General features: G+C 74.7%; 26 protein-coding genes. 10 read left to right on the top strand and 16 right to left on the bottom strand.

Annotated features, from left to right (window positions below; genetic code table 11):
• Positions 1 to 32: 32 nt before the first annotated feature.
• Positions 33 to 1,109: a Glu/Leu/Phe/Val dehydrogenase dimerization domain-containing protein gene (locus tag D1J60_RS01190; RefSeq protein ID WP_125819757.1), complete on the top strand. Its 1,077-nt coding sequence runs from the start codon at positions 33 to 35 to the stop codon at positions 1,107 to 1,109.
• Positions 1,110 to 1,137: 28 nt separating this feature from the next.
• Here the strand turns inward: D1J60_RS01190 and D1J60_RS01185 are convergent, their stop codons facing one another.
• From D1J60_RS01185 to D1J60_RS01180, 3 genes are all read right to left on the bottom strand, one after another.
• On the bottom strand, positions 1,138 to 2,304 hold the full coding sequence (locus D1J60_RS01185; protein WP_241253092.1) for a beta-lactamase family protein: 1,167 nt from the start codon (positions 2,302 to 2,304) through the stop codon (positions 1,138 to 1,140).
• A 107-nt stretch (positions 2,305 to 2,411) separates the two neighbouring features.
• Entirely contained in the window at positions 2,412 to 2,546 is a 135-nt protein-coding gene (locus tag D1J60_RS38585; RefSeq protein ID WP_277607490.1) for a hypothetical protein, read from the bottom strand.
• Between the two features lie 11 nt (positions 2,547 to 2,557).
• Positions 2,558 to 3,028 carry a hypothetical protein gene (locus D1J60_RS01180; protein WP_241253091.1) on the bottom strand — a complete coding sequence of 157 codons (471 nt, stop codon included), beginning with the start codon at positions 3,026 to 3,028 and terminating at the stop codon, positions 2,558 to 2,560.
• A gap of 104 nt (positions 3,029 to 3,132) precedes the next feature.
• Here D1J60_RS01180 and D1J60_RS01175 point away from each other — a divergent pair, with 104 nt between their 5' ends.
• The gene (locus tag D1J60_RS01175; RefSeq protein ID WP_125819756.1) at positions 3,133 to 3,456 is read left to right on the top strand and encodes a DUF6332 family protein; all 324 of its coding nucleotides are present in this window, start codon (positions 3,133 to 3,135) and stop codon (positions 3,454 to 3,456) included.
• On the opposite strand, the gene D1J60_RS01170 is transcribed toward D1J60_RS01175, so the two are convergent.
• A complete protein-coding gene (locus tag D1J60_RS01170) occupies positions 3,432 to 3,818 on the bottom strand; it encodes a VOC family protein (protein ID WP_125819755.1) in 387 nt (128 codons plus the stop codon). The two genes, D1J60_RS01175 and D1J60_RS01170, sit on opposite strands and share 25 nt — an antisense overlap.
• Before the next feature lie 70 nt (positions 3,819 to 3,888).
• On the bottom strand, positions 3,889 to 4,947 hold the full coding sequence (locus D1J60_RS01165) for a YncE family protein (protein ID WP_206436461.1): 1,059 nt from the start codon (positions 4,945 to 4,947) through the stop codon (positions 3,889 to 3,891).
• A 153-nt stretch (positions 4,948 to 5,100) separates the two neighbouring features.
• Between D1J60_RS01165 and D1J60_RS01160 the strand changes: the two genes are divergently transcribed.
• On the top strand, positions 5,101 to 6,015 hold the full coding sequence (locus tag D1J60_RS01160; RefSeq protein ID WP_125819754.1) for a LysR family transcriptional regulator: 915 nt from the start codon (positions 5,101 to 5,103) through the stop codon (positions 6,013 to 6,015).
• A gap of 68 nt (positions 6,016 to 6,083) precedes the next feature.
• Here the strand turns inward: D1J60_RS01160 and D1J60_RS01155 are convergent, their stop codons facing one another.
• A complete protein-coding gene (locus D1J60_RS01155) occupies positions 6,084 to 6,998 on the bottom strand; it encodes a DUF5829 family protein (RefSeq protein ID WP_125823790.1) in 915 nt (304 codons plus the stop codon).
• A 399-nt stretch (positions 6,999 to 7,397) separates the two neighbouring features.
• On the opposite strand from D1J60_RS01155, the gene D1J60_RS01150 reads away from it, so the two are divergent.
• Positions 7,398 to 7,841 carry a transglycosylase SLT domain-containing protein gene (locus D1J60_RS01150; RefSeq protein ID WP_125819753.1) on the top strand — a complete coding sequence of 148 codons (444 nt, stop codon included), beginning with the start codon at positions 7,398 to 7,400 and terminating at the stop codon, positions 7,839 to 7,841.
• Between the two features lie 74 nt (positions 7,842 to 7,915).
• Here the strand turns inward: D1J60_RS01150 and D1J60_RS01145 are convergent, their stop codons facing one another.
• On the bottom strand, positions 7,916 to 8,464 hold the full coding sequence (locus D1J60_RS01145; protein WP_125819752.1) for a YcxB family protein: 549 nt from the start codon (positions 8,462 to 8,464) through the stop codon (positions 7,916 to 7,918).
• A 102-nt stretch (positions 8,465 to 8,566) separates the two neighbouring features.
• On the opposite strand from D1J60_RS01145, the gene D1J60_RS38810 reads away from it, so the two are divergent.
• Positions 8,567 to 11,050 (top strand): bifunctional serine/threonine-protein kinase/ABC transporter substrate-binding protein, encoded by a 2,484-nt coding sequence (locus D1J60_RS38810; protein WP_125819751.1) that lies wholly within the window; start codon positions 8,567 to 8,569, stop codon positions 11,048 to 11,050.
• 36 nt (positions 11,051 to 11,086) lie between these two features.
• Here the strand turns inward: D1J60_RS38810 and D1J60_RS01135 are convergent, their stop codons facing one another.
• On the bottom strand, positions 11,087 to 12,169 hold the full coding sequence (locus tag D1J60_RS01135; RefSeq protein ID WP_125819750.1) for a helix-turn-helix domain-containing protein: 1,083 nt from the start codon (positions 12,167 to 12,169) through the stop codon (positions 11,087 to 11,089).
• Positions 12,170 to 12,268: 99 nt separating this feature from the next.
• Between D1J60_RS01135 and D1J60_RS01130 the strand changes: the two genes are divergently transcribed.
• Positions 12,269 to 13,516, top strand: coding sequence for an MFS transporter (locus D1J60_RS01130; protein ID WP_125819749.1), 1,248 nt, complete (start codon positions 12,269 to 12,271; stop codon positions 13,514 to 13,516).
• A gap of 9 nt (positions 13,517 to 13,525) precedes the next feature.
• Here the strand turns inward: D1J60_RS01130 and D1J60_RS01125 are convergent, their stop codons facing one another.
• Complete coding sequence (locus tag D1J60_RS01125) at positions 13,526 to 14,551, bottom strand: NAD-dependent epimerase/dehydratase family protein (protein WP_125819748.1); 1,026 nt, start codon at positions 14,549 to 14,551, stop codon at positions 13,526 to 13,528.
• A gap of 224 nt (positions 14,552 to 14,775) precedes the next feature.
• On the opposite strand from D1J60_RS01125, the gene D1J60_RS01120 reads away from it, so the two are divergent.
• Positions 14,776 to 15,759 (top strand): TIGR03557 family F420-dependent LLM class oxidoreductase, encoded by a 984-nt coding sequence (locus D1J60_RS01120; protein WP_125819747.1) that lies wholly within the window; start codon positions 14,776 to 14,778, stop codon positions 15,757 to 15,759.
• Here the strand turns inward: D1J60_RS01120 and D1J60_RS01115 are convergent.
• From D1J60_RS01115 to D1J60_RS01095, 5 genes are all read right to left on the bottom strand, one after another.
• Positions 15,756 to 17,528: an immunity 49 family protein gene (locus tag D1J60_RS01115; protein WP_241253090.1), complete on the bottom strand. Its 1,773-nt coding sequence runs from the start codon at positions 17,526 to 17,528 to the stop codon at positions 15,756 to 15,758. The two genes, D1J60_RS01120 and D1J60_RS01115, sit on opposite strands and share 4 nt — an antisense overlap.
• A gap of 85 nt (positions 17,529 to 17,613) precedes the next feature.
• Positions 17,614 to 18,861, bottom strand: coding sequence for an ornithine--oxo-acid transaminase (rocD, locus tag D1J60_RS01110; RefSeq protein ID WP_125819746.1), 1,248 nt, complete (start codon positions 18,859 to 18,861; stop codon positions 17,614 to 17,616).
• Positions 18,858 to 19,745, bottom strand: coding sequence for a dimethylargininase (gene ddaH, locus D1J60_RS01105; protein WP_347147181.1), 888 nt, complete (start codon positions 19,743 to 19,745; stop codon positions 18,858 to 18,860). Before ddaH ends, rocD begins: the two co-directional genes overlap by 4 nt.
• Positions 19,746 to 19,867: 122 nt before the next feature.
• Positions 19,868 to 20,395: an Lrp/AsnC family transcriptional regulator gene (locus D1J60_RS01100; protein ID WP_125819744.1), complete on the bottom strand. Its 528-nt coding sequence runs from the start codon at positions 20,393 to 20,395 to the stop codon at positions 19,868 to 19,870.
• A gap of 115 nt (positions 20,396 to 20,510) precedes the next feature.
• Positions 20,511 to 21,026, bottom strand: a complete 516-nt coding sequence (locus D1J60_RS01095) for a hypothetical protein (RefSeq protein WP_125819743.1) — start codon at positions 21,024 to 21,026, stop codon at positions 20,511 to 20,513.
• A 148-nt stretch (positions 21,027 to 21,174) separates the two neighbouring features.
• On the opposite strand from D1J60_RS01095, the gene D1J60_RS01090 reads away from it, so the two are divergent.
• Positions 21,175 to 21,909: an AAA family ATPase gene (locus D1J60_RS01090; RefSeq protein WP_125819742.1), complete on the top strand. Its 735-nt coding sequence runs from the start codon at positions 21,175 to 21,177 to the stop codon at positions 21,907 to 21,909.
• The gene (locus D1J60_RS01085; RefSeq protein ID WP_125819741.1) at positions 21,906 to 22,403 is read left to right on the top strand and encodes a hypothetical protein; all 498 of its coding nucleotides are present in this window, start codon (positions 21,906 to 21,908) and stop codon (positions 22,401 to 22,403) included. Before D1J60_RS01090 ends, D1J60_RS01085 begins: the two co-directional genes overlap by 4 nt.
• Before the next feature lie 64 nt (positions 22,404 to 22,467).
• Here D1J60_RS01085 and D1J60_RS01080 read toward each other — a convergent pair whose 3' ends face one another.
• Both D1J60_RS01080 and D1J60_RS01075 read right to left on the bottom strand, forming a co-directional pair.
• Positions 22,468 to 23,625, bottom strand: a complete 1,158-nt coding sequence (locus D1J60_RS01080; RefSeq protein WP_125819740.1) for a hypothetical protein — start codon at positions 23,623 to 23,625, stop codon at positions 22,468 to 22,470.
• Complete coding sequence (locus tag D1J60_RS01075) at positions 23,622 to 25,067, bottom strand: hypothetical protein (RefSeq protein WP_125819739.1); 1,446 nt, start codon at positions 25,065 to 25,067, stop codon at positions 23,622 to 23,624. The genes D1J60_RS01080 and D1J60_RS01075 overlap by 4 nt, the downstream gene beginning before the upstream one ends.
• 355 nt (positions 25,068 to 25,422) lie before the next feature.
• Here D1J60_RS01075 and D1J60_RS01070 point away from each other — a divergent pair, with 355 nt between their 5' ends.
• Entirely contained in the window at positions 25,423 to 26,634 is a 1,212-nt protein-coding gene (locus tag D1J60_RS01070) for a 4-hydroxybenzoate 3-monooxygenase (protein ID WP_206436460.1), read from the top strand.
• Positions 26,635 to 26,723 lie beyond the last annotated feature (89 nt).

Genomic DNA, 26,723 nt, shown 5'->3' with positions numbered 1-26,723 from the left:
ACAACCAGGGCCGCAGTGGCTAGCTTCACCGCATGACAGCCGTACTCGAAGCAGCCCTCTCCCTCAACTCGCCCTTCCCCTCGCACGAGTTGGTGCAGATCGTGCGCGGCCGCCGCAGCGGCCTTCCGATCACCGTCGCCGTCCATTCGACCGCCCTCGGCCCGGCCGCCGGCGGGTGCCGGATCGCCCACTACCCCGGCCCGGCCGCCGCGGTCGCGGACGCCCTGCGGCTGGCGGCGGCGATGACCGCGAAGAACGCCCTGGCCGGCCTGGAACACGGCGGCGGCAAGACCGTCGTCGCCCTGCCCACCGCCGCCCGGCCGGACGGCGCGGAGCGCACGGCCCTGCTCCACGACATCGGCGACGTGATCGAGTCCCTCGGCGGGCGCTACCTCACGGGCCCGGACGTGGGGAGCGGCCCGGCCGACATGTCCGTGATCGGCGAGCGCACCACGCGCGTGTGCTGCCGGCCGGCCGAGGACGGCGGCAGCGGCGACTCCTCCCTCCACACCGCGCGCGGCACCCTCGCGGCGCTGGGCGCGGTGGCCGAGGAGGTCTTCGGCTCGCCGGACCTCGCCGGGCGGACCGTCGCGGTGATCGGCCTCGGCGCGGTCGGCGCCCATGTGGCCCGGCTCCTGCACCGGGCCGGCGCGCGGCTCGTGGTCACCGACATCGATCCGGCCGCCCGGGCGCTGGCCGGGGAACTGGGCGCGGCCTGGGCCGATCCGGACGACGCCCTCGCGACGGAGGCCGACATCCTCGTCCCGGCCGCGCTCGGCGGCGTGCTGACGGCCCGCACGGTGCCGCTGCTGCGGTGCGCCGCGGTCGCCGGCCCGGCCAACAACCAGCTCGACGAACCGGCCACCGCGGCACTCCTCGCCGCACGCGGCATCCTGTGGGCGCCGGACGTGGTCGTCAGCGCGGGCGGAGTCATCCACGCGACGGGCGTCGAACTGCGCCGGGAAACCGAGGAACGCCTGACCGGGCGCCTCCAGGGCATCGGCACCACCCTCCGGGAGGTCTTCCGCGCCGCCCGGACCCAGCGGTGCACGCCCGCGGACGCGGCCGCCGAACTCGCCGCACGACGGGTCCGGGGCCGCCACGGGTGACCCGGGCCACGCGCCGGCCGGCGGCCCCTCAGCCGCAGAGCGCCGCCCGCTGGAGTGCCGGGAGCCCCGCGCCCAGGGGGAAGGGGACCCGCTCCTTGTTCAGGTCGGCGCCGAGGTCGTAGACGTTGGCGGCGAGAACCAGCTGCCGCTCGTTGTCGGCGGTGGTGAGCGCCATGCTGAGGAAGCCCGGCCCGGCGCCGTCCGTCGACCAGACCTCGACCCGCCCGGCGTCGGGACCCGGCCCGCAGACCACCTCCCCGCGCTGCACGCCGAGTCCGTAGGCCGGCGCGCCCTCGTACTCCACCGTCGTCAGGAGTTCACGCTGCTGTGCCGGACGCAGCAGCCTGCCGGTGAACAGCGCCCGGTGAAAACGGGCCAGGTCGTCGACGGTGGAGATCATGGCGCCCGCGGTCCAGTCGTAGGAGGGGCTGAACCGGGTGACGTCACGTCCCGCGAGGTCGTATCCGTGCAGATGGGGCCCGCGGACGGCCGGATCGGTCAGCGGGAAGGACGTGTCCTTCAGCCCGAGCGGTGCGAGGACGCGCCGATGGATCTCGGAGGGTGCGCTGTGCCGGGTGACCGCCTCGATGACCAGGCCGGCGAGGAGGTAGTTGGTGTTGGAGTACCTCCACTTCTTCTCACCCGGCCTGAAGTCCGGCTCGTGCCGCACCGCCCGGGCGATCACCTCCCGGGGCGTGTAGACGTGGCCCCAGTCGTGGCGCTCCAGGTAGGGGGCGAAGAACTCCGGCTCCCTGGTGGGGTCGTATACGCCCGAGGTGTGGTTGAGGAGCTGCCGGACGGTGATCGCCCGGCCGTCGTTCCCGTTCCCCTGGACCATGCCCGGCAGCCACGTGTCCACGCTGTCGTCGAGCGAGAGCCGTCCCTCGCCCTCCAGTTGCAGGAGCACCGTCGACACGAACGCCTTGGTGTTGCTGGCGATCCGGAACCGCTGCTCCGGCCGCGCCCGTTCGCCGCTCGCCGTGTCCGCGACCCCGGCCGCCGTCCGCGTCTCCCGCTCGCCGTGCCGGGCGTACGCGACCACCCCGGGGAAGCCGTCCGCCACCGTCTGCGCGAGCGCCTCCCGGAGGCCCGCCCGCTCCGCGTCCCCCGCGGCGGCCGCCGGAACCACACCCGTCGCCGCCACCACCACGCAGACGGCCGCCCACAGCACCGCGGCCCGCACCCGTGCCCCCACGCATCGCTCCCGCTCAACTCGCCGATCCCGTACTCGCCCAGCCTCCCGCACCGCCGTCCCGTCACCCCATCCGGCAGCCCCCCGCCCCGCCCCGGGGGTTTTCCCCCTTACCGCAGCCGCTCGGCGAACACCCGGGCCCGCCCGAGCCCTTGCGGCAGGCCCCGTACCAGGGCGGTCAGGGTGGGGCGGAGCCTGCCGTAGGAGAGGCCGGAGCCGAGTCCGACGGGGGCGGCGGCGGCCACCCGGCTGCCCGCTACTGCCCGTAGTACGTGTCGAACGAGGCGACCCAGAGCGCCGACAGGGGCAGTACGGACAGCTGGACGACCGCGGTGGTCCAGCACCGCCCGAGCAGCGCGGCGGCGCCGCTCCACCAGGCCGCCGAGCGCAACAGGCCCACCATCTGCGCCTGGTAGCCCTGGCCGGCGGGATCCATCATCCCCGGGTACCCCATCCACTCCTCGGTGAAGATGCCGTCCGCGCCGAGGACCACGACGGCCGACACCAGCCACAGGTCGCCCAGCAACGCCCCCACGGCGAGCGCCCTGTCGAAGCGGAGGAACGCGGGGGCCGGGAGCACCAGCCGGGCGACCGGGCTCCCGTCCGCCCGCGCCCACCGCTGCCCCCGGCCCCGCCACAGCACCGAGACGGCGTAGCCCAGCCCGACGAGGGCCATGGCCCAGCAGCACAGGAAGGCCAGGCTGAAGAACAAGATCGCAGCACCCATGCCCCACCAGATGCCACCCCCACCGGACCGGTTCCCTCCGCCTCCCCGCCCCGGAACCGGCGAAGCCGTGGACCGCGGCCGAGCCCCGGTGCGACCCTTCGCACATGACGACGAGGCGACGGACCCAGGCCGAACGGGACGCGATGACGGTGGAGATCGGCTACGCGCTGCTGACCGCGTGCCTCCTCGGGGCGGTCGTCTTCGCGGCGCTCGTGTGGCCGGCCGCAGTCTGGCACCTTCCGCCCGCGACCGAGCGGATCCCCCTCACCGCCGGCGCCGTGATCGCCGGAACGCTCGCGGTGCTCCGCGTCATCCACGTGCTGTGGCGGTACGATCGCCAACGCCCGAGCAGGACGACCCGGCCCGGTGACCCCGAAACGGGGCCGGAGGCCGGAGGGCGGGGTCAGGCGCGGAAGCGCAGGGGGTGATCCGCCGGGACCTCCACGACGGCGATGCGGACGCCGTCGGGGTCGGCGAGCCACATCTCGACCAGCCCCCAGGGCTCGCGCAGCGGAGGCCGCAGCACGTCGGCGCCCCGGCCGCGCAGCTCCTCGTACGCGGCCCGAACGTCCGCGACCTGGAGCCACAGGCACAGCCCGGGCGCCGGCGGCGCCTCGGCACGCCCCGACAGCTCCAGGAACCCGCCGCCGAGGAAGTACACCGTGCCGCGCTCCGGGCCCGTGCCGAACTCGCGGTACACGGCCAGCCCCAGGGTCTCCTCGTAGAAGGCGCGCGAACGCTCCGGATCGGTGGGGTGCAGCAGAACCCTGCTGCCCAGTACGTGAACCATGCTCCCCGCTCTCCCTCCGGCGCCGCCGCACACCCCGACGCCTGCGACCCTACGCCCCGGCGGCCGGCGGTCAGGCCGGGCGGGGGACGTACGCCAGGCCGTGGGCGCCGGGTTCGCCGAGTCGGGCGACGTCCAGCCGGCCCAGGCGCTCCAGCGTCTCCAGGTCGACGATCTCGACGGTGGAGGAGATGACGCAGGACACGTAGGCGAGCCGGCCGTCGGGGGAGGAGGTGATGGTCAGCGGGAACAGCCCGACCTCCACCTCGCCCACCCGCGCGCGGGTGCCCGCGTCGAACACCGTGAGGAGCCCCGGCGCGTGCCGGCCCAGCCGCGACGCCGGGTCGGCCGCCATGCGCAGCTCACCCGCCAGCAGCCGGCCCGTGGACGTGAGGTGCACCGGCAGGACGACGTTCTCCGTGGGCAGGATGTCGACGACGGACGCCGTCCGGGCGTCGATGACCCGCAGACCGTTGGCCGGCCTCTCCCCGCCCCCGCCCCCGCCCGAGAAGTTCCCGTACGGCGCGGCGACGTACACGTACGCCCCGTCGGCGGACACGGCCAGCCCCTCACTGCCCGGCACCTCGACCTTCGCGGTCAGGACGCCCCGCTCCAGGTCGACGACCGACACGAACGGCGCCTCCTTGTTGGTGGCGTACCCCGTCCGCCCGGCCGGGTCGACGCAGAACCAGTGCGGGCCCGGCGCGTCCGTGTCGATCCTGCCCAGCGGCCGGCGGGTGGCGGTGTCGACCACCACGACACCGCCCGGGCGGTCGTCGCCGCCCTCCACGCTGACGTACAGCCGCCCGCGCTCCGCGTCCAGCGCCAGCCCGTGCGGGCCGTGTTCGGGGGCGAGGTCGACGAGCTCGACGACGCGACGGGTGTCGGGGTCGATGACGGCCAGCTCGGTGCGCCGCCCGCCGTTCGCGTGGTAGTAGCCCGAGTGGTACGTCAGCGTGCACCACAGCAGGCGCTGCCCGGCGTCGAAGCACAACTCGTGCGGTTCGGCGGGGACGTGCACGTCGCCGAGGTGCCGGTCGCAGGCGGCGTCGAAGAACGAGACCGTCGGTCCGCTCTGGCTGACGACGGCCAGCACATCGCCTTCTCGACCGGTACGGGGGGACAGCAGCACAGCGGCTCCTTGAACGGGGTGAAGCGGGAACGCCACGCGTTGTCGCGGGCACCCCCACCCTCCGCGCCGCAGGGGTCCGACAACAATGCAAAGATGGGCACCCAATCATTGCCCCAGGCGAAAAAGCCCAGTTCGGAAGAGGGATGGCCAGAGGTGAAGGACCTCAACCTGCTGCGCGTCCTGGACGCCCTGCTCCAGGACAACAGCGTGACCCGCGCCGCGGAGCGCCTCGGCACCTCGCCCGCCGCCGTCAGCCGCACACTGGCCCGGCTCCGCCGCACCGTCGGCGACCCGCTCCTCGTCCGGGCCGGCCAGGGGCTGGTCCCCACCCCGCGCGCCGTGGAACTCCGCGAGGAGGTCGGCGCGTTGCTGCGCGGCTGCGACAACGTCCTGCGGCCCGGCGCCGGCTTCGACGCCGTACACCTCCAGCGCACCTTCACCGTGCAGGCCACCGACCTGCTGCTGGTGGGGCTGGCCGGGAGCCTGACCGAGCGGATCCACGCGGAGGCCCCGCGGGTGGACGTGGTCTTCCTGCCGGAGGCGGGGGAGGGCGGACCCGGGCTGCGGCAGGGCCTGGTGGACGTCGAACTCGGCGTCCTGGGCCACCTGGACCCGGAGATCCGCACCCGGCAGCTCACCCGGATGCCGCTGGTCGGCGTCGCCCGCAGCGGCCACCCCCTCTTCGGCGGGCGGATCGACGCCCGCCGCTTCGCCGCGGCCGACCACATCGGCATCTCCCGCCTCGGCAAACGCCTCGGGCCCATCGACAGCGCGCTCGCGGAACTCGGCCTGCGCCGCCGCACCGCGGTCGTGGTGCCCAGCCACACCAGCGCGATGATGCTCGCCCGGGACACCGACCTCGTCGCACTCAGCCTCGCGGACTGGATCCCCGACACCATCGAGGCCCTGGGACTGCGCACGTTCCCCGTCCCCCTCGACCTGGAACCCCTCGACCTCGGCATGGCCTGGCACCCCCGCAACTCGGCCGACCCGGGGCACCGCTGGTTCCGCGAACACCTGGCGGCCGCGGTCCTCGCCCCGCCCCGCCGGCCAACCGCCACGGATTGACCGGCCCACGGAAAAGGGGGCGCCCACGGGGCGCCCCCTCCTCATCGGATCCGCCCGCCGGGGCCCTTCTACCCCGCGGCCCCGAACGTCCACACGGCACGGTCGCCCGGCCCGACCACGAGGGTCGAACGGCCGATCCGCTCCTCGTGGCGGGTGAACACCGGGCGGTTGAGGGACATCTCGACCTGGCGCAGCCCCGCCTGCTCACGTGCCACCGGGTCCAGGCGGACGGTCGTACCGCCGCCCAGCGCCAGGACGCTGCCGCCGGGGAGCTCCCGCACGGTGAAGCCGCCCGCCCGGAGCAGCGGCACCGTGTTGGCCAGGTCGCCGGGGGTGATCCCGAGGCGGATCGAGGTCACGTCCTTCATCAGGTGCTCGCGGTAGCCGTCGGACAGGTACCGCTCGCGGCCGACGTCACCGGGGTAGGAGGCCGGCTCGGTGTTGCCGCGCGGGTCGGCGAAGTACTCCGGCAGGTACTCCATGCCCCAGGCGCCGAAGGCGTCGTACGTGCCGTTCGTGAAGACGGCGTCGAACCACGGCACCGGCACCCCGTCGCCGAAGTCGCGGGTCTGCCGGAAGGCGATCGGGTTCGGTACGCCCTGGTCGCGCAGGCGGGCCGTGACCGTGGCCAGGTCCCCCGCCCGTTCGGCGGACAGCCCCAGCCCGCCGGCGCCGAGCGTCCCGTCCTGGCCGGGCACGTCACCGACGCCGAACAGTTCGAGGTAGGTCTCCCGGCCCATCAGGTACCGGCCGGTCCAGGTCTCGCCGCCCGATCCGGTCGTGGTGCGGACCTGGAAGTTGGCGAAGTCCCGCAGGTAGGCGGAGTGCTCGATGGCATCGGCGGTTTCCCGGTCGAGCACCCCGTAGGCGTGGTTGTAGAACAGCAGCTGGCGTCCTGCCGGCGGGGCTTCCTCCTGAGCGGACGCGATTCCCGTGGCACCCCCGACCCATCCGGTCAGTGCCACGACGAGGACCATTAACAGATGCAGTACACGACGATGCGACATGCGCGCGATCGTAGGCCGCGGTGGTGCACGTCCGCCGCCCATTAACCGGCGGGGGAGGGCTGGAAGTGACGGGGGACACCCACCGCACAGGGTCTGACCGGTTACGTGGGGTGACATCGGGGCGGTGTGCCGGTGAGGCGGCCCACAGGACCCAGGTCACATCCGGCCCGGGTTAGTAGCCCGTCCGGCCCGCTCCCGCCCGCGTTTGGGGCCGGGGCGCGGGTCCCGGTGTGCGAGGGCGGCTAGTAGGCGGGGGCTTTGCCACGGCGTCGGGGGCCTGGCTAACTGGGTGATGTCGCCGAGGCGGCCGGGGCGCGAGCCCCCCGCCGGCAGAGCCCCTCCCACCTGTGTGAGTGGTTCACGCATGTCTTCGGCATGCGGCGGCCGTCCTTGTTCCCGTCGGAAGGTTCCTCCGTGTCCAACGCTGTCATCCGCCGCATCGCCGCTTCGAAGAAGGCTCTGGCCGGTTCCGTGCTCGCCCTGGGTGTCGCGGGTTCCGTGCTCGCCGCCGTTCCGGCGCAGGCGGCTCCGACGGGCGCCAAGGCGATCGCCCAGCAGATGATCAAGGACCCGGCCCAGTTCGCCGCCTTCGACAAGATCGTCACGCATGAGAGCGGCTGGGACTACACCGCCACGAACTCCTCCTCCGGCGCCTACGGCCTGGTCCAGGCACTGCCCGCGTCGAAGATGTCCTCCGCGGGCTCGGACTGGAAGACCAACCCGGCCACCCAGATCAAGTGGGGCCTGGACTACATGAACGAGCGCTACGGCAGCCCCGTCGCGGCCTGGAACTTCTGGCAGGCCAACCACTGGTACTAGACCACCGGTGACGCAACCCCCCGGCAACGCCCGGCCGAGACCCTCGGCCGGGCGTTCCGGCGTGCCCGGCGCGGTCAGAGGCGCCGCAGGTGCCGGGTGAACAGCGCGCGGGCCCGGTCGAGGTCCTCGGGGGAGGCCGCACCGCGCTTGGGCAGTACGAAGAAGAACTCCATGCTGCCGGTCAGGACGAACAGTTCGGGCGTCTCGAACCACCAGGGGTGGGTGTTCCAGCCCTCGGTGACGGTCCGGCCGGACGCGCCGGTGGTGGTCAGCCCGTCCTCGTCGACCGTGGTGACGCACGCGCCGTGCTCCGCGTGGGCGGCGAACTGGTCGCGCGTGCGGTGCCGGCGGCCCCACTGGCGTACGACGACCACGGCGATCGCGCAGAGGGTGCCCGCGATGACGATCTGCGTTTCGTCGAAGTGCCACTTCCACGCCCGGACGGCGAACGCGACGGCCGCGGCAGCGCCGAGGAACGGCAGGTACCTGGTGAGCCCCGGCCAGGTGGCGAGGGTGTACCGCCACAGGGCCGTGTCGTAGTCCGCCGCGGCGGGGGTGTAGTCGAACCGTGCGGCGCGGACCGGGGCATCGGTTCCGGCCAGCCCGGCTTGATTCATGTCCATGACAGCGGAGGGTACGGTACGGGACCGGGGGCGGGCCGGTGCCCCTCGCGGACCTCCCGGGACCCCCCACCCGGCCGGCCGGCGAGGTCCTAGAGTGTGCGCGTGACCGAGCAGAACTCCGAACTCATCGCCGGGCGCTACCAGCTGCTCGAACGCATCGGCCAGGGCGGCATGGGCCGCGTCTGGCGCGGCGCCGACCAGCAGCTCTTCGGGCGCGAGGTCGCCATCAAGGAGATCCTCTTCCCGCCCGGGCTGGAGGAGGGCGACCGGGCCGGCCTGCTCGGCCGCTTCACCGCGGAGGCCCGCGCGGCGGTCACGATCAGCCATCCCGGGATCATCACGGTCCATGACGTCGTCGAGCACCACGGCGCCCCCGTCATCGTCATGGAGTACATCCGGGGCGAGTCCCTCGCCGCGGCCATCCGCGGCCGGGGACGGCTGCCGGCGGAGCGGGTGGCGGAGATCGGCTCCGCCCTGCTCGACGCACTCGCCGAGGCGCACGGGGCACGGATCGTCCACCGGGACATCAAGCCGGACAACGTGCTGCTGACCAAGGACCGCGTGGTCCTCACCGACTTCGGCATCGCCCATCTCGCGGACGCCACCACCCGCCTCAGCCACAGCGGGATCGTCATCGGCACGCCGCAGTACATGGCCCCCGAGCAGCTGGAGGGCAGGCGTCCGACCCCCGCCAACGACCTGTGGGCCCTCGGGACCACCCTCTACCACGCGGTCGAGGGGCGGCCCCCGTTCGAAGCCGAGGGCCTGCACGCCCTGGCCGTCGCCGTCTTCACCCGCCCCCACCGGCCACCGGTCCACGCGGGCCCGCTGGCCCCCGTACTGGACGCCCTCCTGACCAAGGACCCGGAACGGCGCATCGGCCTCGCCGAGGCGTCCGAGCTGCTGGCGTCGGTACGGCGGGGCACCCGGCCACGGCCTGGCCCGACCGCCCCAGGCACCGAACCGGACGGGACGACCCGGGACGAGGCGACCGCGGACGAGGCGCGCCCCGACGAGTCGGCCCCGGACGCGGTAGCCCCCAGCGAGGCGCGCCCCGACGAGACGTCCTCCGACCCGGCAGTCCCGGACGTGGCAGTCCCGGACGCGGGTCGCCCCGATGAGACGGCCCCCGGGCAGGCGACCCCGGACGCATCGTCCCCCGGCGGGATCCGCCCCGAGGGGGACGGCAGCTTCGGCCCGCCCGTGCCGGACCGTCCGACCGTCCCGGCCACCGCCGTACCCCGGGCCGGGGACCTCGTCACGCTCGGCCCGACGGAGCCCGACCGTCCCGGCGAACGGGCGCCGGCCCGCCCGCGCGCCCTCGGCAGGCGCTTCGCCGTCTGGGGCGTGGTGCTGGCCACCCTCGCGGCCGGTTCCGCCCTGACCTGGACGCTCAACCGCGACCACTCCTCCGGCAGCGGCAACGGCGGGGGAGCGGGAGCCGCCGGGGGCGGTTCCGCCGCCTCCTCCGTCACGGTGGTGATCGGAGTGGACGCGCCGCTCAGCGGCGACCTCTCCTCCTTCGGCGCCGGAATCAGGAACTCCGCCGACCTCGCGGCCCGTACCGCCAACCGGACGCGGCACGTGCCCGGGGTGAAGTTCGAGATCAAGGCCCTGGACGACGAGGCCGCGCCCGCGAAGGGCGCCCCGAACGCCGCCCGGTTCGTCGCCGACGAGAAGGTGCTGGGCGTGGTCGGCCCGTTCACCTCGGCCGTCGCCCGGACCTTCGTGCAACCCCTCGCGCGGGCGAACCTGGTCAACGTGTCACCGTCGAACACCGACCCCGCCCTCACCCTGGGCCCCCAGTGGGCCAAGGGCACCGCCTCCCGCCCGTACGGCACCTACTTCCGCACCGTCGCCACGGACGTCGACCAGGGGCCGTTCGCCGCCCGCCACCTGCACGACGAGGCCGGGAAGACCAGGCTCTACGTCGTCGACGACTCCAGCGAGTACGGCTCCGGCCTCGTCTCCGGGCTCACGGCCGAGTTCAGGAAGCTCGGCGGGAGCGTCGTCGGCGCGGACCACGTCGATCCCGCGCAGAACGACTTCTCCGCCCTCGCCTCCAAGGTCCGCGCCTCCGGCGCCGAGGCCGTGTACTTCGGCGGCTACCACACCACCGCCGCACCGCTCTCCCGGCAGCTGAAGGAAGCGGGGGTGACCGTACCCCTGATGGGCGGTGACGGCATCTTCGACCAGCAGTTCCTCGCGGCCAACCCGAAGGCCGAGGGCGACCTCGCCACCAACATCGGCGAACCGGTGGAGCGGCTCGCCCGCGGGGAGGCATTCCTCGCCGACTACCGCGCGGCCGGCTACCCGGAAGCGGCGGGCGCCTACGGCCCCTGCGCGTACGACGCCGCCTGGGCCCTGGTCGAAGCGGTGAAGGCCGTGGTCGCGGCCAACGGCGGCACCCTTCCGGCGGACGCCCGGGCGAGGATGGCGCGGGCGGTGTCCGGGCTCGGGTTCGACGGCGTCACCGGCCGCGTGGCCTTCGACGAGTACGGGGACACGCGCAACCGCCGACTGGCGGTGTACACGGTCACGGGCGGCACGTGGACGACGGTGACGAGCGGCCCCCGCACCCCCTGACCGCCATCCCTGCCCGCCGCTCCCCGGCGCCCGCCCTCACCGCAGCACGGCCGCCAGCAGGTCGGCCCCCAGCGCCGACAGGTCCGACAGGTTGAGGCTGTACCGCACGTACCGCCCCTCCCGGCGGGCCGTCAGCAGCCCCGCCCGCCGCAGGAGGGCCACGTGCCGGGACACCTCCGGGGGCGTCAGGTCCCAGGCGTGGGCCAGTTCCCCGTTGGTGTGCGGGCCGCGGGCCAGGGTGCGCAGCAGACGCAGCCGGGCCGGGTGGGCGAGGGCCTCCAGCCGCAGGGTGACCGTCTCCAGGGAGACCGGGTCCGACGGACCGGGCGCCTCCACCGGGTACTGGACCACCGGCTGCCAGCCGGGCGCGTGGACCATCGCCAGGTGCGGCCGGCCGAAGACGCTCGGAATGAAGGTGACGCCGCTGCCGTGGGCGGTCGTGGCCTTGTCCAGCAGCTTGTCCACGAGGATGGCGCCGCCGTCCGCGGCCAGGGTGACCGCGCCGGAGACCGAGGCGAGGGCCGCCCCGAGGCCCTGGCGCCTCAACAGGTCGTTCTTCAGCCGCAGGTCCGTGGCGAGCCTGACGGCGGCGTCGGCCCAGGCCGCGTCGAAGAAGGCCTCGGCACAGGCCTCCAGGGTGTCGCGGACGCGCGCCCGTACCGCCGTCGGGTCCGAGAGCAGCCGCTCCGCGAAAGCCTCCTGGCGTACGCCCCGTGCCTGGGCCAGCTCCAGGGCCAGGTCGCGCGCGGCGCCGTCGGTGAGGGGGGACGGGGAGGTGAGGTGGATCCGGTTCCCGCACGTGGTGACCAGCGCGGCGGACACGTACCGCTCGTCGTCGATCCGGTCGACGTCGTCCAGTTCCTCGCCGAGCGTCGCCCGGGGCCGGGCCGGCAGCATGAAGTCGGCCTGGGACGTGCGCCACAGGAACTCCGCCTCCCGCAACCGCTCGGCCAGCCCCGGCCGCAGCCCGGCCCACACGTCGGAGGCCCACGCGGCGAACTCGGGATGGTGTCCCGGTTCGGCGAGCACGTGCAGCATCGCGGTCAGCTCGGCCAGCGGGGACGCGGCGAACCGCAGCCCCTCGGACGGCATTGCGCCGATGTCGATCCTCAACGTCATCCGCACATCATCCCCGCCCCGCCGGACAGCCCCGGCGACTGTTGACGATCTCCGTCAACCGACGTGCCCGGCCGGGCCGGTGAACCCACCGTTCAGCCCATGACAGCCACGAGCGCCCCCGCCCCCGCCACCACCCGCAAGCCGCGGCCCCGCGCAGTCCTGCGCGCCTGCGGCGGCCCCCGCTACGCCGTCGCCCTGGCCGTGGACGCCCTCGGCACGGGCCTGCTGAGACCCTTCCTCCTCCTGTACGGGGTGACGGTGCTCGGCCTCTCGGCGTCGGCGACCGGCCTGGCCATGACGGCCGGCATCGTCATCGGCCTGCTGTCCACGCCCGCCGTCGGGCGATGGCTGGACCGCGGCGCGCGCAGCACCGTCGTCGCCGCGTCGATGCTGGTGCGCGTGGTGGGCGTGGCCGTGCTGGTGGCGACCCCCGAGGGCCGCGTCTGGCCGTTCGCCGCGGCCGCCCTCCTCCTCGGCATCGGCAACCAGGCCTGGCCGGCCGCCCACGCGGCGCTCGTCGCCACCCTCTCCCACGGCCGCGAACGCGACACCGCCCTCGCGGCCGGCCGTGCCCTGCGCAACGCGGGACTCGGGATCGGGGCGCTCCTCGCCATGGCCTGCCTGGCGGGCGGGACCTCCGCCCTGCGGGCACTGGCGGCCGTCACGGGACTGGCGTACCTGGCGGCAGCCGCTCTGGCGTGGTCGGTGCGGGTACGCGCGGAACGCGAGCCGGCCCGGCCGGACGCACCGGCGGGGCACGAGGACGCCCCGCCCCGCATGCGCGCCCTGCTGGCCGCCAACGTGGTCTACGTCTTCTGCCTCAACGTCCCCGAGATCGCCCTCCCGCTGGTCCTGCTGACCCAGCTGCACGCCTCACCGGTGTGGTCGGCGGCGATCTTCGTGGCCAACACGGTGCTGGTGGTCACGCTCCAGGTCCCGGTCACCGTCCTGATGTCCCGCTACGCCCGGCGCACGGCGCTGGCCGTCGCCGGCGCCGTCCTCGCCGCGTCCTACGCGGGCTTCCTCGCGGTGACGTCCCTGGGCGGCGGGGCGGGCGGCGGATGGGCCGCCCCCGCCGTCGCCGCCGTCTCCGTCGTCTGCACCCTCGGCGAGATCGTCTACGCCGGCAGCGCCACCGCCCTCGTGACGGCCCTCGCCCCGCCCCGCGTCCTCGGCCGCACCCTGGCCCGCTTCGAACTCTCCACCGGCTTCGGCCTCGCCGTGTCCCCGGCCGCCCTCACCGCCCTCGCCCCCCACGGCCCGGCCGCCCTGTGGGGCACCCTCGCCGGCGCCACCCTGCTGTCCGCCGCTGCCGTAGCCGCCGAGAGGGATCAGACGGGAGTTTGACGGCAGACCCTAGCGCCCGCGGGCTCCGGACGCCGCTCCCCTGAGGGGCGGCGTGTCCAGTCCGGCGCCGTCCCGGAGGCCCTGGAGGAACGCCCCCACGGCCTCCGTGGACGTACGGGCCGGCACCCAGCCGAGTTCGTCCCGCGCCCGGCCCGCGTCGAGGAGCGGCAGCCGCAGGACGGCGTCCAGCAGCCCGGGAGCGGCCGGGGCGAGGTGCATCCTCCAGGCCGCCGCCAGGGCCGCACGCGCCGCGGCGGCGGGCAGCGGCACCGTACGGGTCCGCAGCAGCCCCGCCACGGCCGCCGTGTCCAGGACCGGATCGGCGACGAGGTTGAACGGCCCGCGCACCGGGCGCACCACGGCGGCCCGGTACGCCTGAGCGGCGTCGTCGGTGTGCAGGGCCTGGAAACGGAGCCCCGTGACGGCGGGCAGGGCGGGAACGAAGCCGGGGCGGATCAGCCGCCAGGGCAGCAGCGGGCCGGCGAAGATGCGCCGCTGCTCGGACGCGGACGTCGCCTTGAAGAGGAAGGCCGGCCGCATCCGGACCACCCGCATGCCGGGGTGGGACAGCTGGTAGCCGTCGAGGTAGCGCTCCAGGTACGCCTTCTCCCGCGTGTAGGCGGCTCCGGGCCAGCCGTGCGTCGGCCAGGACTCGTCGACCGGCCGCCCGTCGGCGGGTCCGGGGGAGTACGCGCCGACCGAGGAGGCGTACACCAGGGCGGGGACCCCGGCCCGGGCACAGGATTCGAAGACCCTGACGGAGCCCAGCACGTTGGTGCGCCAGGTCTCCACGGGGTCGTGCGTGGGCTGGAACTTCCACGCGAGGTGCACGACGGCGTCCGCGCCGGCGAACAGGGCGGCGAGGTCGGCCCCGCCCGGGTCGACGTCCGCCTCCGCCCAGTGCACACCGCGTATCTCCAGGCCGGGCCGACGGCGGGCGACGCCCAGCACGTACGTGACCGCCGGGTCGGACGCCAGGGCGCGGACGACGCTCGTGCCGGCGTTGCCGGTGGCGCCCGTCACGACGACCCTCATGACGCCCACCCGGCCCGGCGAAGGCGGATCCGGATCATGTCACCAGCTCCCGTCGAACGGTTCCCGAGGACCCGCGCCTTCCCCGGCAGGAGGCGGAAAAACGGACGGGGCCCGGATCGCGTCGCCGGCCCGTGACCGTCCGGGCGGGGCGTGGCCCCCGGGGCACGGGGCAGACGCAGGGGGAACCGAGCCCGGACGAGCGAGACGAGAACAGGAGCGCCCCCATGACGTCCTACGGATACTTCCTGGCCAGCGAGGAGTTCACCCCGGCCGAACTGCTCGACCAGGCCCGTCAGGCCGAAGCCGCCGGATTCACCTCGCTGGCCATCTCCGACCACTTCCACCCCTGGAACGACGCCCAGGGCAACAGCCCGTTCGTCTGGTCGGTCATCGGAGCCCTGTCGCAGACCGTCGACCTGCCCGTCACCACCCTGGTGACCTGCCCGACCGTACGCATGCACCCGTGCATCACCGCCCAGGCCGCGGCCACGTCGAGCGTGCTGACCGGCGGCCGGTTCCGCTTCGGCGTCGGCACGGGAGAAGCACTCAACGAACACGTCAACGGCGACCCGTGGCCGCCCTTCGACGAACGCGCTGACATGCTCCGGGAAGCCGTGGAGGTCATGCGCGAGCTGTTCGGCGGAGACCGGGTCACCCACCGCGGCAGGCACTACACGGTCGAGAACGCCCGCCTGTACACCTGCCCCGAGTCCCCGCCCCCCGTGTACGTGTCCGGGTTCGGGCCGAAGGCGGCGGCGATGGCGGCGGAGATCGGCGACGGCTACGTCCTGATGGGACCCGACCGCGAACTGGTCGACGCCTTCCGCGAGGCCGGCGGGACGGGCAAGCCCGTCATCGGCGGGCTGAAGGTGTGCTGGCACGAGGACCGTGACGAGGCCGTGGACACCGTCCACCGCCTGTGGCCGAGCGAGCAGCTGCCCGGCGAACTCGCGCAGATCCTCCCCACCCCGGCCCACTTCGAGCAGGCCGCCGAACTCGTCACCCGCGCCCAGGTGGCGGAGTCCACCCCCTGCGGGGACGATCCGGCCGAGCACATCGCGGCGATCGAACGCTACGTGGACGCGGGCTTCGACGAGGTGTACGTGGGCCAGATCGGCCCCGACCAGTCCGCGTTCTTCGACGCCTACCGCACGACGGTCCTCCCCGCCCTGGCCCACGGCTCCGCCGGATCCGCCGAGGCGGCTTAGGAACGTACGGCGGCGGCCTCCAGGAGCCGGCCGGGCAGGTAGGGGGACCTGACCCGGACGTCCCAGCCGCGCCGGCGGGCGTGACAGGCCAGCGCCAGGACGTCCAGGCTGACCGCGGCGTCGGGCCCGTCGGCCCGGTCGGCGACCTGGAAGTGGTCGCGGTGGGCTTCGAGGGCATCGGCGAGGGCCAGGTTGAAGCTCTCCTCGTCTCCGCCGACGAGCTGCGACAGCAGGACGGCCGGGGGCGCCGGGACGGCCGAACCCCCGTCCTTCCCTGCCTCCCGCAGGGCCCGCTCGGTCGCCGGCCCCGCGTCCGCACCCCGCAGGTGGGCGTGGAGGGCCTCCCGGTACGCGGCGAACCGGCCGGTGTCCGGCCTGACGGCGGCCGGGCCGGCCAGGACCAGCGGGGCGAGGTCCTCGCGTTCGCCGGTGATCAGCGCGAGCGCGACGGCCTTCGCCCAGGCGCCGGCGCCCGCCTCCCGGCTCCGCTCGGCCGGGTAACGCAGGGTCCGCCCGGCGATGGCCACCTCCGTCACGGTGCCCGGCTCGGCCAGGGCCACGCGGAACAGTGCCGCGCCGGCCCGGGAGGCCAGCCGCAGGTTCTCCCACTGGGCGTCCGTCACGTCGTCGGCCAGCGCCGCCCGCCCCTTGAACAGCATGTCCTGGTCGCGCAGGACGTCCCCGAGCCGCCAGGCCGACGGCGCCGCGCCGTCCGCCGGATCCAGCGCCTCCCGGGTGCGGCGCTCGGCCCGGGCCCGGGTCTGCGCGGTCATGGGCCACTCCTGCACCGGACGCCCGACGGCCAGGGGCCCCGCCGCCAGCGCCGCCACCGCGTCCGGCCGGCGGTCCCGGCCGAACCCCCCGACCCGCGGGCCCGCCGTTGCGAAGCCGTCGACCAGGGCCCCGGGGAGGTAGCCGGTGTCGAGAGCGGGCGCCCAGCCCAGGTTCCGGTACGCGAGGGCGGCCAGCCCGAGCGGCACGAGCGGCAGCAGGCTGCTCGGTGCACTCCCCGGGCCGGACAGCTCGCGGTGCGCGGCCAGCAGGGCGGCCATGCCGGAGTCGAACGCCTCCCGGTCCTCGGCCGCCAGCGCCCGCAGGGTGCGCAGGGCCACACCGTGCGGCCGGTCGAGCAGGCCCCCGCAGCTCTCCTCCGCCCGCGCGCGCGGCCGGGCCGGCGCGGCGTCGACGGCGGCGAGTTCCGCCGGGGCGCCCGCCGGCCGGCCCCCGTCGTCCCCGGTGTCACCGAAGACCACCGCCATCAGGCCCGTGGCGAACTCGCCCGCCGCATCCGCCACGGCCCGCCCCGCGAACTGACGCCGGGCGGAGCGGAAGGCCTCACCGTGCCGGCCGGCCCGGTCGGCGAGAACCGCGAGGCACAGGGCGTCGGTCCACGCGGCGGCGCCGACGCTCTCCTCGGGGCCGTCGGAGGCGTCCTCGTCGCAGGGGTCGTAACTCATGCCGAAGCCGACGTAGTCGAGGAACACGGAGAAGGGGCGGTGCGGGTGGCAGCCCGCGAAGGCGACGGCACCGGCCGCGGCCTCGGCGGCGGCCCGGACGACAGCCTCGGCCTCCGGCGTCCGCAGGTCCGGGCTCTCCACGGACAGCGCGCCCAGGTAGTCGAGGAACTCGCCGGAGATCGCCCGCCACTCGTTCGTGGCCATCCGCCCGGCCCTCGACATGGACCGGACCCGCCCGCCGATCCGGTCCACGAAGTCCTCGCGCGCCGCGGCGACGGCCGCCCCGTCCACCTGATGACGCTCGATCCGCACCGCACCGCTCCCCACACCCGAGTCCCTGCCGACAGCGTAGACAACGGCTCCGACAGCGCGCCGGATCGGGTGGGGGGCCTCCGGTTTAGGCCAGGACCTTCCGCAGGGCGGCGAGCGCGGTGCCGAGTTCCTCCTCCGTGATGCTCAGCGGCGGCGCCAGCCGGATCGTGGAGCCGTGCGTGTCCTTGACCAGGACGCCCTCGGCGAGCAGCCGTTCGCTGATCTGCCGTCCCGTACCGAGCGCCGGGTCGACGTCCACGCCCGCCCACAGGCCCCGCGCCCGGTAGGCCGTGACGGCACCGCCCGCGCGGCCGATCTCGGCGAGGCCCTGGCCGAGCACGGCTCCCAGCGCGGCGGCGCGCCGCTGGTACTCACCGGTCTCCAGCAGGTCCAGGACGGCCGAACCGACGGCCGCCGCCAGGGGGTTGCCGCCGAAGGTCGACCCGTGCTCGCCGGGCCGCAGGACGCCGAGCACCTCGCGCCGGGCCACGACGGCGGAGACCGGGACGATGCCGCCGCCCAGGGCCTTGCCCAGGAGCAGGACGTCCGGCACGACCGACTCGTGGTCGACGGCCAGGGTGCGGCCCGTGCGCCCCAGGCCCGACTGGATCTCGTCGGCGATGAGGAGGCACCCCTTGCGCCGGGTCAGTTCCCGCACCCCGGTGAGGTAGCCGTCGCGTGGGATGAGGACGCCGGCCTCGCCCTGGATCGGCTCGATCAGCACGGCGGCCGTCGTCTCGTCGACGGCCGCCTCCAGCGCGGCCAGGTCGTCGTAGGGCACGACACGGAAGCCGGGGGTGAAGGGGCCGAAGCCGGCTCGGGCCGTCCCGTCCGTCGAGAAGCTCACGATGGTCGTCGTACGGCCGTGGAAGTTGCCGTCCGCCACCACGATCGTCGCCCTGTCCGGGGCGACGCCCTTGACCTCGTACGCCCACTTGCGGGCCACCTTGACGGCGCTCTCCACGGCCTCGGCGCCCGTGTTCATCGGCAGCACCATGTCGAGTCCGGTGAGCTCGGCGAGGCGCTCGGCGAAGTCGGCCAGCCGGTCGCTGTGGAAGGCGCGCGAGGTGAGCGTGACCCGGTCGAGCTGGCGGTGCGCGGCGTCGACGAGGGCGGGGTGGCGGTGCCCGAAGTTCAGGGCGGAGTAGCCGGCCAGCATGTCGAGGTAGCGGCGGCCCTCGACGTCCTCCACCCAGCTGCCCTCGGCACGCGCCACGACCACGGGCAGCGGGTGGTAGTTGTGCGCGAGGACGGGTTCCTCGGCGCGGATCAGTTGTGCCGACGAGCGCGTCGCGGCGGTGGAGGCGGCAGTGGCGGGGGCGGTGGTGGTCATGAGCGGATCTCCAGGGTGCAGCACTTGATTCCCCCGCCGGCCTTGCGGAACTCCGACAGGTCGACAGGGACGGGAACGTATCCGCGGTCGGCGAGCCGGTCGACGAGGCCGCGGGCCTGCGGGGCGACGAAGACGTTGCGGCCGTCCGACACGGAGTTGAGGCCGAAGGCCAGGGCGTCCTCCTCGGTGGCGATCACCGCGCGCGGATAGAGCCACCGCAGGACTTCGCGGCTGCCGGGGGAGAAGGCCGCCGGATAGTACGCGACGTTCCCCTCGCCGCCCCCACCGCCCGCGGGGTCCTCCTCACCGAGGAAGAACAGCGCGGTGTCCAGGTGGTAGAAGCGGGGGTCGGTCAGTTCGAGCCCGATCACCGGCCGGCCGAGGAACTCCTGCACCTCGCGGTGCGCGGCCCGCTCGGTACGGAAGCCCGTGCCGGCCAGCACGAACCGGCCCGCCGGAACGAGGTCGCCCTCGCCCTCGCAGACCGCGGCCGAGCGGTGGACCTCGTACCCGGCGGCCTTGAACCAGGCCTCGTACGCGGCGGACTCTGGCCGGCGCTCGGCCGCGTGGAAGGAGGATCCGAAGACCCGGCCCCCCGAGACGAGGGCCGCGTTCGCCGCGAACACCATGTCGGGCAGGCCCGGCACGGGGGCGACCGTCTCGACCGTGTGCCCGTGGGCGCGGTACGCCTCGACCAGGGCCCGCCACTGCTCACGGGCCAGGGGTACGTCGACCGGGGTGCGGACGTCCATCCACGGGTTGATGGCGTACCGGACGTCGAAATAGCGGGGCTCACACATCACATAGCGCCGGGAGCGCCCTGAGGGCGCTGCCGGGCCTACGGGTTCTCCGGTTGCTACGGGTCCTGAGAGTCCTGCGGGCACAGAGGTTCCTCCGCTTCCTGCGGTGACGACGGGGGAGTGGCCCCACCGTAGGAAGCGACAGGTCAGCGCGACAAGAACGAAGCGCTGCGCATCGGAGCAGGAATCCTGCGCCTATGTCCCCCTCAGAGCAGGATTGCTGCGCCGTCGGCCGCCCGAGCGGCGGCCTCGGCCGGTGCGGAGGCACTGGCCCCGGCCTCCGGGCTCTCCGGCAGCAGGTGCGACAGCACCATGTAGCTGATCGTCTTGCGGATGAACGGCTCGCTGCGGATCCGCTCCAGCACCTCCTCGAAGTGCTCCACGTCGGTCGCCCTGACGTGCAGCAGCGCGTCGGCCGCGCCCGTGACCGTCATCGCCGCCGCGATCTCCGGGTACTTGCGCGCGACTTCCGCGAGGCGCCGGGGCGGCGCCGCGCTGTCGCAGTACACCTCGATGTACGCCTCGGTGCGCCAGCCCAGCGCGGCCGGCCGGACCGTGGCCCGGAACCCGGTGATCACATCGGCCCTGCGCAGCCGGTCCACGCGCCGCTTGACGGCGGTCGCCGACAGGCCGACGGCCGCCCCGATCTCGGCGAAACTCGCCCGGGCGTTGTCCATCAGGGTCGCGACGATCTGCCGGTCGAGTTCGTCGAAGGGGGTGGACCTGGTGCTCATGGAAGGTCATCTTCTCCTCGTGCGGCCCCGGACGGGGGACGTGCGCGCCCACTCTGCCGCAACGGCGGCCCCGGCCGTGACGGCGGCCGCGACGGCCCCGGCCCTCCGTCGGCGTTCAGTGGCCGCCGAAGGCCTTCACCAGGGCGACGGCCAAGCCGATCCCGGCGTCCACGGCCCCGGCCAGGAGGGCGGCGAGGGTGCCGCCGCCCATGCGCACCCCGCCGTAGAAGCCCCAGACGAACAGGCCGGTGACGCTGACCGCCGCCGCCGCGAGCAGCGCCGTGTCGACGCTCATCCTGCCCAGCGCGGCGGCGGCCACGAGCACCAGCGGTCCCACGGCGGAGAGCAGCAACGGGCTGCTGACGGACAGGATCCCGCGCAGCTCGTGGCCGGTGGCGAGCCGGCCGTGCACCACGCGGTGGGCCTGCTGGTCGGCCACGACCGCCGCCAGCCACAGCCCGACGGCGGCGGTGAGCAGCGTGGCGGCCGCACCGGCCGCGTCCACGTGCCCGGAGGACCGCAGCCCGATGACCACGGAGATGATCGTGATCGTCGCGTAGATGCGCTCCTTGAGGCGGGCGGCGACGAACCGCGGGTCCCCCGCCGGACCGGCGGCACTCTCGTGATCCATGAGGGCACCCTAGGCCGTGTCTTGCGGATCTCGCCTGACCCGCGCCGCCCGGTGGCTTAACCGGCGAGATCCGAAAGACGCGGCCTGGACGAGGACTCGGGTAGCCTCGGGTAATTCCCCGGCCTCCCCTCCGAACGGCACGTCACCTGTGAGCACACCCACCAGCACCGAGGACCCCACGCCGCGGGCGCAGGGGTCCGGGAAGTCCGTGCGGCGGCCGGGCGGCACGTGTCCCGGCCGCCGCATACGCCCCCGGGGGATCGTCGACCTCCGGGGCGGGGCCGACGGTGACGTCAGGCTCTCCTACCCGCCCAACGCGGCCGTCGTCGTCGCCGGACTCCCCGGCAGCGGCAAGAGCACCCTGCTGCGCGCGTGGTCCCCCGCCGCCGCGGTCGTGGACCCCCGCGCCACCCGCACGGCCTTCGAGTCGCGGATGCCCGCCTGGCTCCCCTACGCCGTGTACCGGCCGTGGGCACGGCTGAGCCACATGCGGTGGATGGGCTCCCAGATGCGCCTGGGACACCCCCTGCTCATACACGACTGCGGCACGAGGCCGTGGATGCGCCGCTGGCTCGCGTACACCGCCCACCGCGGCCGCCGCCCCCTGCACATGGTCGTGCTCGACGTCGGCCCCCAAGAAGCCCTGGCCGGGCAGCACGCCCGGCGGCGGCTCGCCTCACCGCGCGTCTTCACCATCCACCGGCGGGGGCTCGCGAGGCTCCTGGCGCGCATCGCGCGGGACGGCCTGCCCGCGGGACAGGGCATCGGCTCCGTGGTCCTGCTCGACCGCCGCCAACGGGACCGCGGCGCCGCCTCGGTGGACTTCGACGACCGTCCCGGGCTCGTGGAACCGGCCCCGCCGTCCGCCAGGAGCTCCCCGTGAAGCCCCCCGGGATCCTCCCGGAGCTGGAAGCGCGGATGGCCGAACTCCGCACGCCGGGGCGGGTGTACGCGGCGGCCGGGCGGTTCACCGAGCCGGAGCCCGACCTGCCCGAACTGGCGGACCGGATCCGCGCCCTGCTGGCAGCGGCGGCGGCCGACGATGCGTGGCGGCGCCACCTGCCCGGGTACGTCCCCCCTTCCGTCCCGCGGCTCTGCGCCGCCCTGGAGCCGCTGGAGCCGCACGAGGCCGCCGGCTTCCTGGCCCGGCTCGCCGCCGAGGACCTCGTGTGGCCGTCCCACCGGCACCTGCCCGCGGACACCGCCGGGCGCGCGGCGGACCGGGTGGTGTCCCTGCTCGGAGCGGAGGGCAGCTGGTGGACCAACCACGACGCCGCGTGCGGCGCCGTGAACGGCCTGACCCCGGTGTTCGACAGCCTGCTCGCGGGGACGGACGGCGAGCACTACGCCCTGGCGCTGCAGCTCGCCGACGACTGAGGGCCCCGGGCCCCCGGCGCGAACGTTCCGGGGGCCGCGCCCCTGGAGGGCGACGGGCCGCCGCTCATCCGGTCCCGGTGCGGGCCCGCTTGCGGTATCCGTCCAGGACGTCCTGGCGGAGCAGGAAGGCGAAGCCGGCCGCTTCCAGCCGCAGCCCCAACTGGGCGGTCTCGATTCCGAGGTCGGCCGCCGTGGCGGGGAGGTGCCAGTCGTGGGCGGCGAGCCGGTCGAGCAGGTGGCCGCGGCGGACCTGGCCCTCCGACAGCCGGAACGACTTGAGGTAGGCGATCCGGCCGCTGTCGTCGGTGATGGCCTCCCCGATGTGGTTCTCCTCCTTGGGACGGAACGGCGGCCGGAAGCGCGCGAGCGTGAAGCGTCCCATCCGGTAGACGTTCTGCCAGGTGTACGCGTGCCCCAGCAGTCCGGCGGCCGTCGTCGTGTCGTGGAACCGCGCCCACGCCTCCTCCTGCTCGCCGGCCGCCCCGCGCAGGTCGTCCAGGGAGCCGATGCGCGAGTCGGCGATGCGGGCGCGGAAGTCCGGGAACGGGAGCACCAGCGTGGCGTAGTGGTGGATCAGTTCGCCGTACAGGTCCTGCAGGAGCGTCGCGTGCAGTGCGCGGTAGTCGTCGGGATGCGGGACCGCGAACGCGGCCGCGAGCGCGTCGGCGACGTACACCATCACACCGCACTGCCCGGGGTGGATCTCGAAGACGCGCAGCGCGTCGGCGAGTCCCCGCACCTCGTTCCCCGCGTAGGCCTCCTCGGCCCGCGGCGAGAGGCCCTGGCTGACCGCCCGGTGCGACCACTCCTCCCAGGCGATCGTGGGACCGCCGGAGTGCAGCGCCAGGTAGCCCTCCAGCGACAGGTGCAGGGGGAGGAACCGCAGCCGGTCCTTGGCCTGGCGGCGGGCCGTGCGGCGGTGGAAGCGCAGGCCCATCGTGGCGGCGGGCACCTGGTCGCGGTCGGCGCACAGCTGTGTGCCGTAGGCGGCCGCCGGCGTGCCGTCACGGGTCCACGAGGCGACGAACCCGTGCGGGACGTACGACAGGCAGGCGCGGCGCGGGCCGACCTCGACGAGGCCGGCCGTGTCGTCGCCGTAGAGCTCGGCGTGCAGCCGGAGGTCGCCGATGGGCTCGTCGCGGACGAGCGGGACCAGGCGTACGGCACCCCAGACCTGGGCGGGGCGGGCGGCGAGACCGGTCAGGTCCAGTGGGGTGCTCATCGTGCCCCTTCCCGGTCGTGTCCGGCCGTCATGAGGGCCGCACGGCTGTCCATGTACGCGGTGAGTTCGGCCAGGCCGGTGCGGCCTTCCGCGAACTGGGCGAGTTCCACCAGGGCCGGAAGGTCCTCGGCGTCCCGGATGCCCGCGGTGGGCACGGTGGCGGAGAGCCGGCGCACGTCGAAACCGGCCGCGTCGTAGACGGGGTTGAGGTGCACGACGCCGGTGCGGCGCCCGGGGTCGAGCCGGGTGCGCCAGATGCGCAGCACTTCGCCCGCCAGGCCCGGAGGCGCGTTGTCCCATCCGTCGGAGACGATCACCAGCCTGGCCGGGCCGGTCTCCAGCGCGTCGAGGATCCGCCGCCCCAGCGGCGTCGGCCCGTACGGGTACGCCAGCAGCGCGTCGGTCCGCCCGGACGTCCACAGCGCGGTGTAGTCGCCGGCGAGGGCCGCGAGCAGGTGGTGGCAGGCCAGTGCCACGGCCAGCGGCCGCCGGCGCTTGTGGGCCGAACCGAAGGAGGAGAAGCTGTCGTCCAGGACGGCGGTCACCTTCCCCCAGGTTCCCCGGTGGGCGCCGGCCACCCGGCCGGCGGCGGTCTCCAGGGCGCGGGTCAGCTCGGCTCGCCGGCGCAGCCGGTCCTCCAGCGGCAGCGACAGCACGTAGGCCGCCAGGCGGGTCAGCGGCATCCCGGCCAGGTCACTCCGCACCGCCGTGGCCCCACGGGCCCGGGCGGACTCCTGCAGCCGCAGGGTCTCCAGGCGGGTCAGCCGCGGGGCCATGCGCTCCAGGAAGACCTCCCGGGGTATGCCGTGCCGGGCGGCGAACCCCTCAGCGGCCGTGTACGGCAGCTCGTACAGCGCCCCCTTCTCGTAGTGCGCCCGGCGCCACGTCTCCAGCAGGGGTGCCGAGTAGCGCGGCCGGGAGTGCGGCGCGAACAGGAACGTGCCGAGTTCTTCCGGGGCGTTGGCGGGGGTGAGGTGCGCGTGGCGCAGGACGCGCTTGAGGCCGCTGCGGTACTTCACGGCGTCGAACGCCAGATCTTTGCGGCAGACCAGCCAGTCGCGCACGATCGCCCGGGTGCGCCGGTTGTTCACCCCGGCCCGGCGCAGGGCGTCGAAGAGCCCGTACACGCGCTGCGGCGGCAGCGCCGCCAGCCGCGCCGCGATCAGCCGGCCCTCGCGGCGGCGCTGGTCGGCGCCGGCCTCCCCGGCGGTCTCCAGGAGCCGCCGGACGATGAGCACCGCGTTGTGGTCGTTGATGTCGAGGGCGAGGACCCCGGCGTACAGGTCGCGGTAGTTGCCCAGCATGTACGCGTGGAGGAAGTCGAGGGACATGCGCTGCTCGTCCGCGTCGTCGCGGAACTCCCGCTGGCCCGTGGAGGTGATCGCCGCGTTGACGAAGAGCAGTACGTCTTCTGCCGCGACGAGGTCTGCGTACGAATCCATTTCCGCTCTCCCCCCGAGGTGGACGCCGGCCGGGGAATGGGGGCACGAGCTGCGAATCATTGCTTCAGAGGCAGGTTCCGGAAGTCGCACCGGAGTCCCGCGGCCGGCAAGCAGGACGGTAACAGAGCGGGCGGCGAGCGCTCCACCGACTTCCCCCGCGCGTTCCCGCCGGGGCGTACGCGAGCGCGTGCGTCCGCCGCCGCACGCCCGGCGCATACCACCGGCAGGCCCTCCGGAGACCGCTTCGGGCGCGTCAGCAAGGGCCGCACCGCTTAAGGGTGATTGTCACTCTATTCCCGCTAAGGGATGGCTGGCGTAGGTTGGTTGAAGTTCGCGTGCTTATGCTTCACCCGCTATGACGGACAGCCAGACACACCGCGCGTTACGCGCCTCAGCCGACGTGGTCGTCCTCGGTGCGGGTCCCGCCGGGCTCGTCCTCGGAAACCTCCTGCTCGCCGCCGGGATCGACTGCGTCATCCTGGAACGCGCCCCCTCCTCCCGCGTCCGGACCCGCGCCCGCGCCGGGTTCCTCGCCCCGAACACGGTGCGGATCCTGGACGGCCACGGCCTCGCCGACGGCCTCCACCAGTACGGCCGCCCGCACGGCACCTGCGAGTTCCGCACCCCCGAAGGGCGGTTCCGCCTCGACTACGGGGCCCTCGGCCGGGGCGAGCGGCACCACGTCTACCCGCAGCAGCACCTCGTCACGGACCTCCTGCGGCACTACCTCGCCCGCGGCGGGCGCATCCACTTCAGCACCGAGGCGCTCGCCGTCCACGACACCGGCACCGCCCGCCCCGGCCTCACCGCACGCGACCCCGAAGGCCGGACCGTCCGGTGGACGGCCCGCTACGTCGCGGGGTGCGACGGCCGCCACGGTGCGGCCCGCCGCTCCCTGCCGACGGCCACCGTCCACCACCACGACCACGGCGTCACCTGGCTCGGCCTGCTCGCCCAGGCCCCCGCGAGCCTCGACGCCGTCGGCTACGCCCTCCACGACCGCGGCTTCGCCGGACACATGGCCCGCACCCCGGAGGTGACCCGCTACTACCTCCAGTGGCAGCGCGGCGACGCCGCCGACGCCTGGCCCGCGCAACGCATCTGGGACGAGCTCGACATCCGGATGCACGCCCCCGAGTACGGCCCGCTGATCCGCGGCACCCTCCTGGAGCGCGGCCTCTTCGACCTGGCCTGCGACGTGGTCGAACCGCTCCGCCACGGCGCGCTGTTCCTGGCCGGCGACGCGGCGAGCGTGCCGGCCCCGGCCGCCGCCAAAGGCGCCAACCTGGCCGTCCTGGAGGCCGAGATCCTCGCCGAGGCGCTCGTCGACGCCCTCACCCGCGCTGACACCCGGGGACTCGACGCCTACTCGGACCGGTGCCTGGCGTACATCTGGAGGGCGCAGGAGTTCACCGGCTGGATGACCCGGCTCCTGCACGCGCCACCCGAGGGCGACGCGGACGCCGGATCGTTCTTCCAGGCCGCCCGGCGACGCTCCCGGATCGCATCGCTGCGCACCTCGCGCATCCACCAGGACTGGTTCGCCGAGAACTACGTCGGCGTCTGATTCCCACGCGTCCCGGACCGCCGCGTCCCGGCTCCGCCTCCCCGTGCTTCCCGCCTCCCCGTGCTTCCCGCCTGCCCGGCTCCGCCCTC

This window comes from Streptomyces sp. W1SF4, from assembly GCF_003950035.1.
GTDB classification, from domain to species: domain Bacteria; phylum Actinomycetota; class Actinomycetes; order Streptomycetales; family Streptomycetaceae; genus Streptomyces; species Streptomyces racemochromogenes.
This window is presented reverse-complemented; position numbering and strand designations above follow the sequence as displayed.

Excerpts from the sequence above, each read along its gene's own strand:
- D1J60_RS01145 (WP_125819752.1), bottom strand. The coding sequence starts at position 8,464 with ATGGACATGAATCAAGCCGGGCTGGCCGGAACCGATGCCCCGGTCCGC.
- D1J60_RS01150 (WP_125819753.1), top strand. The coding sequence starts at position 7,398 with ATGCGGCGGCCGTCCTTGTTCCCGTCGGAAGGTTCCTCCGTGTCCAAC.
- D1J60_RS01170 (WP_125819755.1), bottom strand. The coding sequence starts at position 3,818 with ATGGTTCACGTACTGGGCAGCAGGGTTCTGCTGCACCCCACCGATCCG.
- rocD (WP_125819746.1), bottom strand. The coding sequence starts at position 18,861 with ATGACCACCACCGCCCCCGCCACTGCCGCCTCCACCGCCGCGACGCGC.
- D1J60_RS01130 (WP_125819749.1), top strand. The coding sequence starts at position 12,269 with ATGACAGCCACGAGCGCCCCCGCCCCCGCCACCACCCGCAAGCCGCGG.
- D1J60_RS01125 (WP_125819748.1), bottom strand. The coding sequence starts at position 14,551 with ATGAGGGTCGTCGTGACGGGCGCCACCGGCAACGCCGGCACGAGCGTC.
- D1J60_RS01120 (WP_125819747.1), top strand. The coding sequence starts at position 14,776 with ATGACGTCCTACGGATACTTCCTGGCCAGCGAGGAGTTCACCCCGGCC.
- D1J60_RS01070 (WP_206436460.1), top strand. The coding sequence starts at position 25,423 with ATGACGGACAGCCAGACACACCGCGCGTTACGCGCCTCAGCCGACGTG.
- D1J60_RS01180 (WP_241253091.1), bottom strand. The coding sequence starts at position 3,028 with ATGGGTGCTGCGATCTTGTTCTTCAGCCTGGCCTTCCTGTGCTGCTGG.
- D1J60_RS01075 (WP_125819739.1), bottom strand. The coding sequence starts at position 25,067 with ATGGATTCGTACGCAGACCTCGTCGCGGCAGAAGACGTACTGCTCTTC.
- D1J60_RS01175 (WP_125819756.1), top strand. The coding sequence starts at position 3,133 with ATGACGACGAGGCGACGGACCCAGGCCGAACGGGACGCGATGACGGTG.
- D1J60_RS01100 (WP_125819744.1), bottom strand. The coding sequence starts at position 20,395 with ATGAGCACCAGGTCCACCCCCTTCGACGAACTCGACCGGCAGATCGTC.
- D1J60_RS01135 (WP_125819750.1), bottom strand. The coding sequence starts at position 12,169 with ATGACGTTGAGGATCGACATCGGCGCAATGCCGTCCGAGGGGCTGCGG.
- D1J60_RS01080 (WP_125819740.1), bottom strand. The coding sequence starts at position 23,625 with ATGAGCACCCCACTGGACCTGACCGGTCTCGCCGCCCGCCCCGCCCAG.
- D1J60_RS01190 (WP_125819757.1), top strand. The coding sequence starts at position 33 with ATGACAGCCGTACTCGAAGCAGCCCTCTCCCTCAACTCGCCCTTCCCC.
- D1J60_RS01095 (WP_125819743.1), bottom strand. The coding sequence starts at position 21,026 with ATGGATCACGAGAGTGCCGCCGGTCCGGCGGGGGACCCGCGGTTCGTC.